Source organism: Roseburia sp. 499, from assembly GCF_001940225.2.
Taxonomy (GTDB): Bacteria; Bacillota; Clostridia; order Lachnospirales; family Lachnospiraceae; genus Petralouisia.
The window spans coordinates 995359-1009053 of sequence record NZ_CP135164.1 but is presented as its reverse complement, the minus strand read 5'-3'; the positions used below and the strand labels follow the sequence as shown (position 1 = coordinate 1009053).

The following is a 13695-nucleotide window of genomic DNA, read 5'->3' as shown; positions in this document are numbered from 1 at the left end:
CTATTTATAAAAAATTGTTGTCTCTATACCAATGCTAAAAATGCTCCTAAATTTCCACGTTTTCCCTGACTTGCCCGGTGTGAAAACAACAACTTATCATTACAACAGGTACAGATATTGGTCACTGCCAGATGTTCCTGTCTTACTCCTGCTTCTAATAAGATTAACTCGTTCGTACGCCACAAGTCAAGCTGATATTTTCCATTTCCTTTCTCAATCAAAATTTCTTCCTCATGTCCATGAAATTCATGTTTGAATTCTACTGCTACATCCTCACTGATTTCATAGCAAGACTGACAGATAGACGGTCCAATGGCACAAATGACCTCTTCCGGTCTAGTACCAAATTCCCGATTCATGGCTTCTAATGTCACCTTTCCCATTCTTCCTACGGTTCCACGCCAGCCGGAATGAGAAAGCCCAATTGCCCGATGCACCGGATCTACAAAATACAAAGGAACACAGTCCGCATAAAAGGTCGATAAAACAATCCCCGGTTCATTAGAAATAAGTCCATCCACATCCGTATAGCCCCGCTCTTTTGTCAAACCCTTTCCTGCATCTTCTTTTCCTACCCGCTTTACATTGGTAGTATGGGTCTGGTCTGTAAATACAAAGTTCTCGTATTCTGTTCCCAGTGCTTTTGCTACCCGCCGGAAATTCTCTTCTACCGCTTCCTTTTTATCTCCTCTTGTGAAGCTCAGATTCAGGCTTTCGAAGATGCCTTCACTAACGCCTCCCTGCCTGGTGGTGAAACAATGTTTTACGATACCGGTCTGTTCTAACAAGGGATAGACTAGCATGGGAAAACCATTCTGCTCCTTTATATCTAATACAGTTTCTGATGTAGTCTTTTTGAATACCATAAATTCTCCTTCCTATTGCCTTAACATTGATACTCAAATGCATTACGCAGTAAATTCACATCATCTCCAAGAATTGCCACCACATCAAAGCGGCAAGGTGTTTCCTGGTTGTATCCATACCTTTTCAAAAACCATTGTGCCGTCTTACAGATGCGCCCTTGTTTTCTCACATCCACTGCCTCTACCGGGTGACCACCTCTTTCGCTTTTTCGATATTTCACTTCTATGAAAACCAGATATTCCTTGTCTCTTGCAATAATATCTATTTCTCCATATCTGCTATAAAAATTACGTTGTAATATTCGATACCCTCTCTTTTTCAAATATTGCACCGCTTTTTCTTCCTGAAGATATCCTTCTTTTCTTTTCCCTATTTTTACCATATACTCCCTGTTTTTCCTCCTTAATCTCTTACCTTTTCCCTCAATTTATCCATATCATCTACAAATACCAATATTTCTGCCACTACTTCATATAATTCCGGCGGAATACTATCTCCAATTTCCAATTTTGAAAGTGTATCTGCCAGCTTATCATCTCGATAAAAAGGAATTTCTGCCTCTTTTGCTTTTTCAATAATCTTTTCCGCAACAATTCCCTTTCCTGCTGCAATGATTTTAGGTGCCGCCTCACCTGGTTCATAGGCTACAGCCACGGCAGTTTTTGGTTTTCCCCCTTGCCCTCGTTCTGTAATTACCGGTTCATTTGTATTTTTGTATCTTATATCTGCCACAGCCATCTCCTCCCTTCCAATTATGCTTTCACATCAAAGGAATATCGCTGAAATCTTCCCACAGGCTTCTCTTTTTCTAAAAATTCTTCCACAAAATCCTGCTGTTTTCCTCTATTTTCCACATCTACCTTACACTGATAGCCCTTTTCTTCCAATTTTTCTTGTAATGAATCCATATGTTTTAAAATAATATCACAAGAACTACTATCTTCCAGATAAAAAGTAGTTGCCAGAGATGTTCCCATCATTTTAATATAAATATCTGTTGCTCCCAAATGCTCCATATCCAAGTGCAACAATGCGGTCAGTTCTCCACTTTTATCCATTAGACTTTTCTTATTTGTGTATACATAAAGGTCACTGTGTGCATTCTGATTCTGCAATTTCAACGGAAGCTGTACATAAGTATACATTTGATTCAGTTGATTCATAAATTCCAGATTGCTCTGTACACCCTGTGCAGACTTTGCCAATGTTGCTCCCTGCTCTGTTCCTGTCTGATTCAATACCTGTTGCAATTGTTCCATCTGACGCCCCAAGCGATGATACAGTTCCTTTACAGCTCCTTCTTCCTTCAAATCTTCCGGTGTAGTAAGCCATTGTTCTTCCATCGCCCGTGTCAACACTTCTTTATATTCATCTGAAAAAAATAATTTCTGCATGGCAGCAGTGGTATAATTCTCACTGTTTTCTACAGAGGCTATGATTTGCTGTAACATTTCTCCTGCTGTCAGTTCTGTATTTAACTGCCCATTTTGAAATAATATCTTATTTTCTACTGCCCCAGAAAATTCCTGTAATAAGGCAGCAAGGTTTGCCTGTTGACCAGAGGATAAAATACTACTTACCTGATTTCTCTTTAACGCATTTCCGATTAAACTATTTTGCTCTACTATCTCTGATTGAGCCGCACTATTTTTCTCTCCAATCTGACCTGACGCAGTTTCCTCTCCGTTCTTCCCTGAAGCAAAACCACTTTCCAAACTATTTTTCAAATCCGCCTGACTTTGAAATTGATTTCCTACTCCACTGTCACTCTGAGTCAAATCTTGATGAATAATTACCCCTTCTGTAGCATTCACTTGAGAAACTGACAGATTCTCTAACACCTCATTCTGTGCCAGTTGCTCTGCTGCACCGGTTGTCATAGCCGCCTGCACCGCTGTCTGAGCACTGCCATCTGCTCCTGTCTGGCTACCTACCAGAATTCCTACAATCTGTTGCTGAAATTGTAATAAAGGCTGTGCGTTCATAGCCACCTGCCCCTGCATATTTACACTTCCCTGTTCACCACTATAAAGCTGCTCTGCTAACTGTGGAAGTCCATTGATTACTTCTCGCATTTCCGGCAAAAAAGACTGTTGATTATTCCGATAATTTTCAAACTGCTGAAGGTTACTATTTGTTATCTCAATCCCAGCCTTTTGCATCTGTATCAATGTCTGAACATCTGTCTGCGGAAAACGTGACATCAGCCGCGACATCTGAAGAAGACTCGTCTTATCTACCGGCATCTGCTCTTTCATCATTTCACTCACCATAGACAGATTTTGCTGTGTCACCTTTAGTCCCGCAGCTTCCAAAGCCTTTAACAAAGTTGGATTCTGCGCACTTTCCCAGTTCACCGGATGAATAGCAATCTGCTCCCCGCTGTTTGCTTTTACCTCAAACAACATTGGCATTCCCTTTTCCAACTGGACTCCACTCTCCAGACGAGCTGTCAGAGTCTGTCCGTCGTTTAATCCTATGGTAACCTGTCCATTTTTTATCTCTAATACCGTTCCTTCAAATACTTTTCCCGGTGTCATTTCTTGAAGATAGACAGAAGCCGGACGTATAGTTTCCTTTACCGCTGACATTGTCTGAGTATTGGATGGTGTATTATTCTGATATTGATTAATTCCTTCTACGATTGACATGGCTTCTCCCTTCTGCTCCTAACTTATTTTTAAGGCAGAGACCTCGAAATTCCTTCGGAATTCCTCGGTCGCTTTGCTCGCCAAATTCTTACTTTTCCGGTAAGGCAGAGACCTCGAAATTCCTTCGGAATTCCTCGGTCGCTACGCTCGCCAAAATCTTCTGAAATCACACAGTTCTGTAAACAGGATGTGTGATTTCAAAAGATTTTTTCTCTGCCTTACCGGAAGTTTTTAATAAAACTTTGACGGTGAATTGGTGATGGACCGTACTTTTTCAATGCTTCGATATGCTCCTTAGAACCGTATCCTTTATTGGATGCAAATCCATACTCCGGCATCACCTTATCATATTCTACCATCAAACGGTCTCTTGTAACTTTTGCAATAATACTTGCCGCACCAATAGAAATACTCTTTGCATCTCCCTTAATAATTGGGACCTGTCGAATACTTACCTTTGGAATAGTAACCGCATCGTTTAATAATATATCGGGTGTTACTGCAAGATTTTGAATAGCTTGACGCATAGCTTCATAAGTTGCCTGTAAAATATTAATCTCATCAATTCTTCCGGGAGCTGCCATTCCGATTCCGGTTGCTACTGCCTGTTCCATAATGATATCGTACAATTCTTCTCTTTTCTTCTCACTTAACTTCTTAGAATCGTTGATATATAGAATATCACAATCCTTTGGCAATATTACTGCTCCTGCTACTACAGGTCCGGCAAGAGGTCCTCTTCCTACTTCATCGATTCCACAAATATAGCCACAGGCTTCATATTTTCTCTCATATACCTTCAACTGCTCAATCCTTGCCCGTTCCTTTGCAAGATTGTCCAAACGCTTCTGCGCCTGCTGTACCAATTTCTGCACACCTGCACGTTCATCACTTTTGTATTCTGTAATAAAAGAAGGCAGCATCGTTTCCTCTGCTGCCTGTAATTCTTCTTTTATTACCCCAATTTTCTTTAACTCACTCACGTTTTTGTCCTCTATCCTTTACTTATGCTTAATGAATCCAAATTTTGAAAATGGATAAATCCGAAGCCATGCTCTTCCTATAATATCCTCTCGCTTGATAACACCTACACTAGGGTCTCGACTATCTGAGCTGGCATTCCGATTATCTCCCAGCACAAAATATTCATCTTCTCCTAGCGTGATAGGTTCCGCAGCAGTTCCCGGATCTTTTATGACTTCCCGTCCATATGATTCCTGTAACTCTTCCCCATCAATATAAATGGTTCCATTCATGTCAATCTGCACTGTCTCCCCAGGCAAACCAATAATTCTTTTGATATAATAAGTGTCTTCCTTATACTGAAACGGAAAAACAATAATATCAAACCGCTCCGGATCATGAAAACGATACGAAATTTTATCTACAATCAGATTATCTCCATCGCTAAGAGTATATTCCATAGAAGTACCAATCACTTCTGTTCTCTGCCCCACATAGGTAATTACCAGATAGGTAATTATAAATACTGCTACAATATACAAAATGAAACTAACAGTCTCTTTCCAGTTAAATTTCTTCTTTTTCTCTTCCATTTAGCTTCTCTTTTCTATCTCTCAAGTCATAAAATCCTTACTCTTTTCATTCTACCCTTATCCTTCCGGAAATTCAAGGGTTATTTTTCCAAGACGCCCACTTCGAAACTCATCAATAACCAAAAGAGCTGCTTTACTATAATCCAGTTCATTTCCTTTCTGCACACAATTACGATTTCTGGCAATCTGTTCTAATACTTCTACCGCTTCTCTCTCTTCTTCTACCTCATATCTGGCTTTCAGAATTCCCGGATAATTTTTCTGAATAATCCGAATCAATTCCAGTGAAAGCTCATCGATATTTAAAATCTCATCCTTAATAGACCCAATCAGTGCCAAACGAAGTCCTACACTCTGATCCTCAAACTTTGGCCATAGAATTCCCGGCGTATCCAATAATTCTACATTCTTATTCAGACGTATCCACTGTTTTCCTTTGGTAACACCAGGTTTATTTCCTGTCTTAGCACATGCCTTTCCTGCATAGGTATTGATAAATGTGGATTTTCCAACATTTGGAATTCCCACTACCATGGCTCGCACCGGACGATTCTTGATTCCTCTTCGCCGATCTCTCTCTATCTTTTCTTTACACGCTTCCATGATTACATCATTGATAGACTTCATTCCCGCCTTACTGCGCGCATCCAGCTTCACTACATAAAAACCTTTGTTACGAAAATATTCTGACCACTTTCTGGTCTGTTCCTCGTTGGCAAGATCTGCCTTATTCATTAATATTAATCTTGCCTTTTGTTTTCCCAGTTCATCAATATCCGGATTCCTGCTACTTAAAGGAATCCGTGCATCTACCAACTCAATTACAAGATCAATCAATTTTATATCTTCCTGCATCTGACGTTTTGCCTTCGTCATATGCCCCGGATACCATTGAAAATGCATTGTATTCTCTCCTTACTATTTAATAAAACCAAATTTTCCCCAAGGGGAAACTACAAACCAAGCTTTTCCCACAATGTGGTCCTTTTTTACGTTTCCAATGCTGGCATATCGGCTATCTTCACTATTATTTCGATTATCCCCAAGCACAAAGTATTCATCTTCACCTACGGTAATCTCATTTTCTGCTAAAAGTGCATTTTCAATATTAGAAACCGCTGCCTCTTCCGTAAACTTCTCTCCATTTACATAAACCACACCGTCTTTTATCTGCACTTTATCTCCCGGTCCTGCAATGACACGTTTCACATAATAATGGGACTTCTCATTTCCATTTGGCAAAAATACAATTAAATCATTCTGCTTTGGACTAAAAATCTTATACACAAAACGATTTACCAAAATCTCTTGTCCACTCTCTAAAGTGGGGGACATGGAAGCTCCTACCACTGTTATTCGAAATCCTACGAATGAAACCAACATCACCGCTACCACCATTACCAGAAGAATCTCTCCTGCCCAGATGCCGATTTCCTTTAGCAAACCTGTATTTATTTTTCTCTTTCTTCTATTGAAATTCAGTCCACTGGATCTTCTTCTCATATTTTGCTCCATTTCATGGGATATCTCTTACTTATACTTATGATAAAAGGGACAACTACAATCGTACTTGTCCCTTTCCTTCTTCATTCTTGTTCCGAATTATTTTACTAATTCTTTTACTTTTGCTCTCTTACCAACACGTTCTCTTAAGTAGTTCAGTTTTGCACGTCTTACTTTACCACAACGTACTACTTCTACCTTCTCAACGTTAGGAGAATGTAATGGCCATGTTTTCTCAACACCAACACCATTTGAGAACTTTCTTACGGTAAAAGTCTCTCTGTTGCTTCCGCCCTGTTTCTTTAATACGATTCCTTCGAAAACCTGAATTCTTTCACGGTTTCCTTCCTTGATTTTACCATAAACTTTTACGGTATCACCTACGTTAAATTCAGGTACTTCTGCCTTTAACTGTTCCTGTTCAATGTTCTTGATAATTTCTGATGCGTTCATTTTGTGACCTCCTGATCTAATTAGATGTTCTTAATACGCCTATCCGTACCAGAGGACCATCGTGTTTATTCACAACTGTTATAGTTTATCATAATAAGTTTGTATTGTAAAGCATTTTTTCCATAAAACATACCTTTTGTTTTGACTTACATAATCCTAAAGATTCCTGTAGTCTTGTAGAAATCTCATTTCCCTCTTTCACCTGTGTAAACGGAGTGAAACCGTGTTCCAGACAGAGGTTAATCAGATATGTTTCCAATGCCTTTCCAATTTTTCTGCCACGATATTCCGGAAGGACTTCCAACATTCCCATACTTCCTTCTTCGTGCAGTCCTATAAATCCGGTAAGCTTCTCACCCAAAAATGCTCCGAACATCCAGCCTGATTCCAAACGACCTTTGATATATTCCGGATCATCCATGGTTGCGTAACATTGATTTACAATATCAAAATACTTCATATCCAGTTTACGTATTTCAATCTGCCCTTCTGCTGTCTTTCCATCCAGACGGTATAATCCTGCAATCGGAAGCTTTTCTCTTCTTGTATAAACAAATTGGTAGCAGTCTGCAAATATTTCTCCACCAAACAATTGCTGAACTTCCGAAACCATAAATTCCTGATGTACTGTCAAAACTTCCGTTTTTTCCTTTTGAACAATCTGCTTTAAAATACGTCTACCGCTTTCTACATTGGATACTGACAAAAAAACCATACCGCTCACCATATCTCTAAGACAAATATCATTGGCTTCTGCATACAGCAGTTCTGCCTGTCCACGGTCAATGACCTCTGTCATGTCCATATGCAAAAGTTTCTGCTGTTGAAGTATTTCTTTACACTTCTGCAATTCTTCATATTTCTGATACAAATCCGGCCTGCGTTCTTTTGTTCGCTTTTTTGCCTGTTCCAGACGCCATGCATCAATTTTTTTCTGATTTCCAGATAGCAAAACTTCCGGCACACATCTTTCCCGCCAGATTTCCGGTCTGCTATATTGTGGATATTCCAGCAAATTTCCTTCTAATGACTCTGTCACACCGGAAAGTTCATTTTTCAAAACTCCCGGCACCATACGCGAAATGGCATCTACCATCACCATTGCGGCTAATTCGCCTCCGGTAAGAACATAGTCTCCAATGGATACATAATCCGTAACCACCTCTTCTAACACACGTTCATCGATGCCCTCATAATGTCCACAAAGCAAAATCAAATCCTCTTCCTTGGCAAGTTCTTTCGCCAAAGGCTGATCAAAACATCTTCCCTGAGGTGTCAAATATACGGTACGAATCTTTTTTCCTTTTTTCTCTGCCACAGAGTTCCATGCATCATATACCGGCTGAGCCTGCATCAGCATTCCTGCCCCGCCTCCATAGGGATAGTCATCCACCTTATGATGCTTATTGACTGAATAATCCCGAATGTCAATAGCTTCTATATTCAAAAAACCTGCTTCTGTGGCTCTTCCAATGATACTGGTATTCAATCCATTTCTTACCATTTCCGGAAATAAGGTAAGTATATAAAAGTTCATCCTCTCACCTACTCTTCATCATCCAGTCCGGGCATTACAAATACTTGCATCACCCTTTCCTTCATATCGACTTTTCGAATGCAATCCTTAATTGCCGGAAGTAACAGTTCTTTTTTTCCGGGACGACTAATGACATATACATCATTTGCTCCGGTCTGAAGCACATCTGCCACTGTTCCAACTTCTTGTCCTTCCTCTGTTACGACCTTCATGTCAATCAAATCCGCAATAAAATATTCATCTTTTTCACATTTTACTGCGTTCTTTCGGGTAACAAAAAGACTCTTTCCCTTATATTTCTCAACGTCATTGATATTATCAATGTCCTTAAATTTCAAAATTACAAGATTCTTAAAATACTTTACCTGAGTAATTTCCAACTCCAATTGTTCTTTTCCGGTATCTAATATTACCTGTTTCAGCTTCTTAAAACGCTTTACATCATCTGTAGTAGGAAATACTTTCACTTCACCACGAATTCCATGTGTATTTGTAATTACACCTACCTGTAATAATTCTTCCATCTTCTATTCCTCAAGTATTCTCTCAAACTAATATAGGAAGCGATAATTCGCTTCCCATATTTTCGTGTTACTGCATAATATCTACGATAACTTTTTTGTCACTCTTAGCTGCTGCTGCTTTTACAACAGAACGAATGGCTTTTGCAATACGTCCCTGCTTACCGATTACTTTTCCCATATCTGGCTGGGCAACACGTAATTCTAAAACAATGGACTTCTCGTTCTCAGATTCCGTAACTACGACTTCTTCCGGATGATCCACAAGTGCTTTCGCAATTACTTCAACTAATTCTTTCATTACGTCACCTCACGAATCTTATTTTTCGATACCGGCTGCTTTGAAGATCTTTCCTACCATTTCTGTAGGCTGAGCACCATTTGCTAACCATTTCTTTGCTAATTCTTCATTTACGTGGAATTCACTTGGATCCTTAGTTGGATCGTAAGTTCCGATTTCCTCGATGAATCTTCCATCTCTTGGAGATCTGGAATCAGCTACAACGATTCTATAGAAAGGAGCTTTCTTCTGTCCCATTCTTCTTAATCTGATTTTTACCATTACTTTCACCTCCTTGGGTACTTTTCTTCTATTTTGTAATCAGAGAATTCTCTGTTACCTGCTCTACAAACCAAAAGGCAATTTAAATCCGCCTCGGCGTTTTCCTTTGCCGCCCATCAATCCCGGCATCTGCTTCATCATCTTTCTGGTCTGTTCAAACTGCTTCACCAGACGATTAACTTCGCTAATATCTACACCTGCACCCTTTGCAATTCTATGCTTTCTGCTCGGATTCAAAATGGAAGGATTTGCTCTCTCCTTCGGTGTCATGGAATATATAATTCCTTCAATTCTTGCCATCTTCTTCTCATCCATAGCATTCTCAATCTCTGCTATCTGGGAGCCACCAATTCCCGGCAACATACTAAGTACGCTGGATAGACCACCCATCTTCTTCATCTGGTTCATGGACTCTAGGTAATCATCAAATCCAAACTCGGCCTTTTTCATCTTGCGTTCTAGTTCTTTTGCCTTTTCTTCATCTATATTTTCCTGGGCTTTTTCAATCATGGTAAGGACATCTCCCATACCAAGGATTCTACTTGCCATACGATCCGGATAAAACTGCTCCAAATCTGACAACTTCTCACCCATACCAACATACAAAATTGGCTTTCCGGTAACCGAGCGAATGGAAAGTGCCGCACCGCCTCTGGTGTCACCGTCTAATTTTGTCAGGACAACTCCATCAATTCCTATTTTATCATTAAAGTTAGATGCTACATTTACTGCATCCTGACCTGTCATGGCATCAACTACCAAAATAGTCTGATTTACTTCTACATTCTCTTTTATCTCTTGAAGCTCCTGCATCATCTCTTCATCGATATGCAGACGTCCTGCCGTATCCAGGATTACAACATTATGTCCCTTTGTCTTTGCATGCTCAATGGCAGCCTTTGCAATGTTTACCGGCTTATGACCATCTCCCATGGAAAACACTTCTACTTCCTGCTTTTCTCCATTAATCTGTAACTGCTGAATGGCAGCCGGACGATAAATGTCACAAGCAACCAGTAATGGCTTTCTGCCCTTTTGTTTTAACTTTCCTGCAATCTTTGCCGTGGTAGTTGTCTTACCCGCACCCTGAAGACCAGCCATCATAATAACGGTAATTTCATTTCCTGCCTTCAAAGCAATCTCAGTAGTCTCAGAACCCATAAGAGTTACTAATTCTTCATTTACAATCTTGATTACCATCTGTCCAGGATTCAGACCATTCATAACGTCCTGACCCACAGCTCTCTCCTGCACAGACTTGATAAACTGTTTTACTACCTTAAAGTTAACATCTGCCTCCAACAACGCAAGCTTTACTTCCTTCAGCGCTGCCTTAACATCATCCTCTGTCAGTCTTCCCTTGCTCCGCAGAGACTTAAATACATTCTGTAGTTTTTCGGATAAGCTATCAAATGCCATACTATAACTCCTCTAATATCTCAGTGGAAATACTCTCTATCTGCGCCATAATCTCTGCTTCATTCTGATTCTGGTAATTGCGAGTCAAGGCTCGAATCTTTGTAATTTTTTCCTTTGTATTCATAAAACGTTCCAGCAAATGCAGTTTCTCTTCATATCCTTCTAAAATCCTGTCGCAACGCTTTACCAAATCATGTACACCTTGACGACTGATTCCTGCTTCCTCCGCAATCTCACTCAAGGACAAATCATTTAACACAAAGTCCTCATATATATTCCGCTGGTGTTCTGTCAGCAATTCTCCATAAAAATCATAGAGAAATGTCTGCATTACCTTTTTCTCCATTACAATCACCTTTGCTATCATACACGAAAAAAGAGTGGGTGTCAAGTATTTTTTCTTGACACAATATAAATTCCTATAAAAATATTTATGGGAAGGTTAATATTTTTATTGGTATATATTATAAATTTGTTCTTACCAACTTCGGCTTGTAACCATCTGCTTCTAACGCATCCATAATCTGTTTCTTATGATCTGTTCCAAATGCTTCTAATGTAATGCGAAGTTCTACCGCTGCATTTCGATTGGTGGATACAAACTGATTATGCTCTAGTTTTATAACGTTTCCCTGTACTTTTGCAATGGTATCTGCCACTTTACTCAATTCTCCCGGCTTATCCGGTAATAATACGGATACCGTAAAGATACGATCTCTGAAAATAAGTCCCTGCTGTACCACGGAAGACATGGTAATAACATCCATGTTTCCACCACTTAAGATAGATACCACACGTTTATCTTTTACATCCAGATGACGAAGTGCTGCCACTGTCAACAATCCGGAATTTTCTACTACCATTTTATGATTTTCTACCATATCAAGAAATGCCACGATTAATTCATCATCTGCTACTGTAATGATTTCATCTAAATTTTCACGAATGTATGGGAATATTTTTTCTCCCGGTGTTTTCACTGCGGTACCATCTGCTATCGTGTTTACATTTGGCAGTGTCACTACTTTTCCTTCTTTGAAAGATGCCTGCATACAGTTTGCTCCTGCCGGCTCCACACCAATTACTTTTATTTTTGGATTCAGCAACTTTGCAAGAGTGGATACTCCCGTTGCAAGTCCGCCCCCTCCAATCGGTACCAGAATATACTCTACTAATGGAAGTTCTTTGAAGATTTCCATGGCAATGGTTCCCTGTCCGGTTGCTACTGCTAAGTCGTCAAAAGGATGAATAAAGGTATATCCATGTTCTTCGGCTAACTCATATGCCTTCTGACATGCTTCATCATATACATCCCCATACAACACTACATCTGCGCCATAACTTTTTGTACGGTTTACCTTAATCAATGGTGTTGTGGTAGGCATTACGATAGTTGCTTTTACGCCAAAACATTTTGCTGCATACGCAACTCCCTGTGCATGATTTCCTGCAGAAGCAGTGATTAATCCCTTTGCTCTTTCTTCCGGGCTTAAGGTACTGATTTTATAATAAGCGCCTCGCACCTTATATGCTCCGGTAAACTGCATATTTTCCGGCTTTAAATATACCTTATTTCCTGTCTGATTACTTAAAAAATCACTATATACCAGTTTTGTCTCCAAAGTAACCTCTTTTACGATTTTGCTTGCTTCCTCAAACTTTTCTAATGTCAACATATCCATTTTACTTTTCCTCCTGCGTGAACAGTGCATTTACAAACTGTTCTGAATCAAATTTCTGCAAATCATCAATGGTCTCGCCTACACCGATATATTTTACCGGAATTCCCAGTTCAGATTGAATTGCTACAGCAATACCGCCCTTTGCCGTTCCATCCATTTTCGTTAAAATAATTCCGGTAATATCCGCAACTTCTGAGAATTGTCTTGCCTGAGCAAGTGCATTTTGTCCAGTCGTTCCATCCAAAACTACCAAAGTTTCACGATAAGCTTCCGGATACTCTTTTTCTAAAATACGATGAATCTTTTTCAATTCTTCCATCAGATTCTTTTTATTGTGAAGTCTTCCTGCCGTATCACAAAGAAGCACGTCTGCATTTCTCGCTTTAGCAGCTGCCACCGCATCATATACTACTGCTCCCGGATCTGCTCCTTCCTGACCGCCAATCATATCTACGCCTGCACGATTCGCCCACTCAGAAAGCTGTTCTCCTGCTGCTGCACGAAAGGTATCTGCTGCCGCTAAAACTACCTTTTTCCCCTGAGCCTTCAATTTACCTGCCAGTTTTCCAATAGATGTGGTCTTTCCCACTCCATTTACGCCAATTACTAACACAACAGACTTTTCTTCCTCAAAACGATATGCTGTTTCTCCTACATCCATCTGCTCTTTGATGCTGCGTATTAGGAGTTCCTTACACTCTGCCGGCTCTTTGATATGTTCTTCCTTTACCTTTGCCTTCAGATTTTCAATAATTTTCATGGTAGCATTGACACCAATGTCTCCCATAATCAAAATCTCTTCGATTTCTTCATAAAAATCATCATCGATACTGGAAAATCCACTAAAAATCGCATCAATTCCGGATACAATATTATCTCTGGTCTTGGATAGCCCTTTTACCAGACGGCTGAAAAAGCCCTGTTTTTCTTCACTCATATTTCAT

At 39.8% G+C, this 13695-nt stretch carries 17 protein-coding genes and 1 pseudogene; all 18 read right to left on the bottom strand.

Annotation, left to right across the window (positions count from 1 at the left end; translation table 11 throughout):
- Positions 1–23: 23 nt before the first annotated feature.
- The 18 genes and pseudogenes from pgeF to ftsY all read right to left on the bottom strand — a co-directional run bounded on the left by pgeF (position 24) and on the right by ftsY (position 13688).
- Positions 24–866: a peptidoglycan editing factor PgeF gene (gene pgeF, locus BIV20_RS05050; RefSeq protein ID WP_075718690.1), complete on the bottom strand. Its 843-nt coding sequence runs from the start codon at positions 864–866 to the stop codon at positions 24–26.
- A 20-nt stretch (positions 867–886) separates the two neighbouring features.
- Positions 887–1249 (bottom strand): YraN family protein, encoded by a 363-nt coding sequence (locus tag BIV20_RS05045; RefSeq protein ID WP_075718688.1) that lies wholly within the window; start codon positions 1247–1249, stop codon positions 887–889.
- Between the two features lie 20 nt (positions 1250–1269).
- Positions 1270–1590, bottom strand: coding sequence for an EscU/YscU/HrcU family type III secretion system export apparatus switch protein (locus BIV20_RS05040; protein ID WP_242939791.1), 321 nt, complete (start codon positions 1588–1590; stop codon positions 1270–1272).
- A 29-nt stretch (positions 1591–1619) separates the two neighbouring features.
- Positions 1620–3518, bottom strand: coding sequence for a flagellar hook-length control protein FliK (locus BIV20_RS05035; RefSeq protein WP_075718686.1), 1899 nt, complete (start codon positions 3516–3518; stop codon positions 1620–1622).
- A 218-nt stretch (positions 3519–3736) separates the two neighbouring features.
- Entirely contained in the window at positions 3737–4441 is a 705-nt protein-coding gene (locus BIV20_RS05030) for a ribonuclease HII (RefSeq protein ID WP_242939790.1), read from the bottom strand.
- A 78-nt stretch (positions 4442–4519) separates the two neighbouring features.
- Positions 4520–5074, bottom strand: a complete 555-nt coding sequence (lepB, locus tag BIV20_RS05025) for a signal peptidase I (protein WP_075718682.1) — start codon at positions 5072–5074, stop codon at positions 4520–4522.
- A gap of 57 nt (positions 5075–5131) precedes the next feature.
- The gene (ylqF, locus tag BIV20_RS05020) at positions 5132–5977 is read right to left on the bottom strand and encodes a ribosome biogenesis GTPase YlqF (RefSeq protein ID WP_075718680.1); all 846 of its coding nucleotides are present in this window, start codon (positions 5975–5977) and stop codon (positions 5132–5134) included.
- A gap of 15 nt (positions 5978–5992) precedes the next feature.
- Complete coding sequence (gene lepB / locus BIV20_RS05015) at positions 5993–6577, bottom strand: signal peptidase I (RefSeq protein WP_075719200.1); 585 nt, start codon at positions 6575–6577, stop codon at positions 5993–5995.
- A 99-nt stretch (positions 6578–6676) separates the two neighbouring features.
- Positions 6677–7030, bottom strand: coding sequence for a 50S ribosomal protein L19 (gene rplS / locus BIV20_RS05010; protein ID WP_075718676.1), 354 nt, complete (start codon positions 7028–7030; stop codon positions 6677–6679).
- Between the two features lie 88 nt (positions 7031–7118).
- Positions 7119–7451 carry a GNAT family N-acetyltransferase gene (locus BIV20_RS16745; RefSeq protein ID WP_442971699.1) on the bottom strand — a complete coding sequence of 111 codons (333 nt, stop codon included), beginning with the start codon at positions 7449–7451 and terminating at the stop codon, positions 7119–7121.
- Positions 7452–7841: 390 nt separating this feature from the next.
- Positions 7842–8567 (bottom strand): annotated as a pseudogene (gene trmD / locus BIV20_RS16740) (tRNA (guanosine(37)-N1)-methyltransferase TrmD); the annotation flags it as partial.
- A gap of 8 nt (positions 8568–8575) precedes the next feature.
- Positions 8576–9091, bottom strand: a complete 516-nt coding sequence (gene rimM / locus BIV20_RS05000) for a ribosome maturation factor RimM (RefSeq protein WP_075718672.1) — start codon at positions 9089–9091, stop codon at positions 8576–8578.
- Positions 9092–9158: 67 nt separating this feature from the next.
- Positions 9159–9389, bottom strand: a complete 231-nt coding sequence (locus BIV20_RS04995; protein WP_075718670.1) for a KH domain-containing protein — start codon at positions 9387–9389, stop codon at positions 9159–9161.
- Between the two features lie 18 nt (positions 9390–9407).
- Positions 9408–9650 (bottom strand): 30S ribosomal protein S16, encoded by a 243-nt coding sequence (rpsP, locus tag BIV20_RS04990; RefSeq protein ID WP_075718668.1) that lies wholly within the window; start codon positions 9648–9650, stop codon positions 9408–9410.
- A gap of 63 nt (positions 9651–9713) precedes the next feature.
- Positions 9714–11069: a signal recognition particle protein gene (gene ffh, locus BIV20_RS04985; protein WP_075718666.1), complete on the bottom strand. Its 1356-nt coding sequence runs from the start codon at positions 11067–11069 to the stop codon at positions 9714–9716.
- 1 nt (position 11070) lies between these two features.
- Complete coding sequence (gene ylxM / locus BIV20_RS04980) at positions 11071–11415, bottom strand: YlxM family DNA-binding protein (RefSeq protein ID WP_075718664.1); 345 nt, start codon at positions 11413–11415, stop codon at positions 11071–11073.
- A gap of 118 nt (positions 11416–11533) precedes the next feature.
- Complete coding sequence (ilvA, locus tag BIV20_RS04975) at positions 11534–12745, bottom strand: threonine ammonia-lyase (protein ID WP_075719198.1); 1212 nt, start codon at positions 12743–12745, stop codon at positions 11534–11536.
- A gap of 7 nt (positions 12746–12752) precedes the next feature.
- Complete coding sequence (gene ftsY, locus BIV20_RS04970; protein ID WP_075718662.1) at positions 12753–13688, bottom strand: signal recognition particle-docking protein FtsY; 936 nt, start codon at positions 13686–13688, stop codon at positions 12753–12755.
- Positions 13689–13695: the final 7 nt, after the last annotated feature.

Excerpts from the sequence above, each read along its gene's own strand:
- BIV20_RS16745 (WP_442971699.1), bottom strand. The coding sequence starts at position 7,451 with ATGGATGATCCGGAATATATCAAAGGTCGTTTGGAATCAGGCTGGATG.
- ylqF (WP_075718680.1), bottom strand. The coding sequence starts at position 5,977 with ATGCATTTTCAATGGTATCCGGGGCATATGACGAAGGCAAAACGTCAG.
- lepB (WP_075718682.1), bottom strand. The coding sequence starts at position 5,074 with ATGGAAGAGAAAAAGAAGAAATTTAACTGGAAAGAGACTGTTAGTTTC.
- BIV20_RS05035 (WP_075718686.1), bottom strand. The coding sequence starts at position 3,518 with ATGTCAATCGTAGAAGGAATTAATCAATATCAGAATAATACACCATCC.
- BIV20_RS05030 (WP_242939790.1), bottom strand. The coding sequence starts at position 4,441 with ATGCTGCCTTCTTTTATTACAGAATACAAAAGTGATGAACGTGCAGGT.
- BIV20_RS04995 (WP_075718670.1), bottom strand. The coding sequence starts at position 9,389 with ATGAAAGAATTAGTTGAAGTAATTGCGAAAGCACTTGTGGATCATCCG.
- ftsY (WP_075718662.1), bottom strand. The coding sequence starts at position 13,688 with ATGAGTGAAGAAAAACAGGGCTTTTTCAGCCGTCTGGTAAAAGGGCTA.
- rpsP (WP_075718668.1), bottom strand. The coding sequence starts at position 9,650 with ATGGTAAAAATCAGATTAAGAAGAATGGGACAGAAGAAAGCTCCTTTC.
- BIV20_RS05045 (WP_075718688.1), bottom strand. The coding sequence starts at position 1,249 with ATGGTAAAAATAGGGAAAAGAAAAGAAGGATATCTTCAGGAAGAAAAA.
- ylxM (WP_075718664.1), bottom strand. The coding sequence starts at position 11,415 with ATGGAGAAAAAGGTAATGCAGACATTTCTCTATGATTTTTATGGAGAA.
- rplS (WP_075718676.1), bottom strand. The coding sequence starts at position 7,030 with ATGAACGCATCAGAAATTATCAAGAACATTGAACAGGAACAGTTAAAG.
- pgeF (WP_075718690.1), bottom strand. The coding sequence starts at position 866 with ATGGTATTCAAAAAGACTACATCAGAAACTGTATTAGATATAAAGGAG.
- lepB (WP_075719200.1), bottom strand. The coding sequence starts at position 6,577 with ATGAGAAGAAGATCCAGTGGACTGAATTTCAATAGAAGAAAGAGAAAA.
- rimM (WP_075718672.1), bottom strand. The coding sequence starts at position 9,091 with ATGGAAGAATTATTACAGGTAGGTGTAATTACAAATACACATGGAATT.
- ffh (WP_075718666.1), bottom strand. The coding sequence starts at position 11,069 with ATGGCATTTGATAGCTTATCCGAAAAACTACAGAATGTATTTAAGTCT.
- ilvA (WP_075719198.1), bottom strand. The coding sequence starts at position 12,745 with ATGTTGACATTAGAAAAGTTTGAGGAAGCAAGCAAAATCGTAAAAGAG.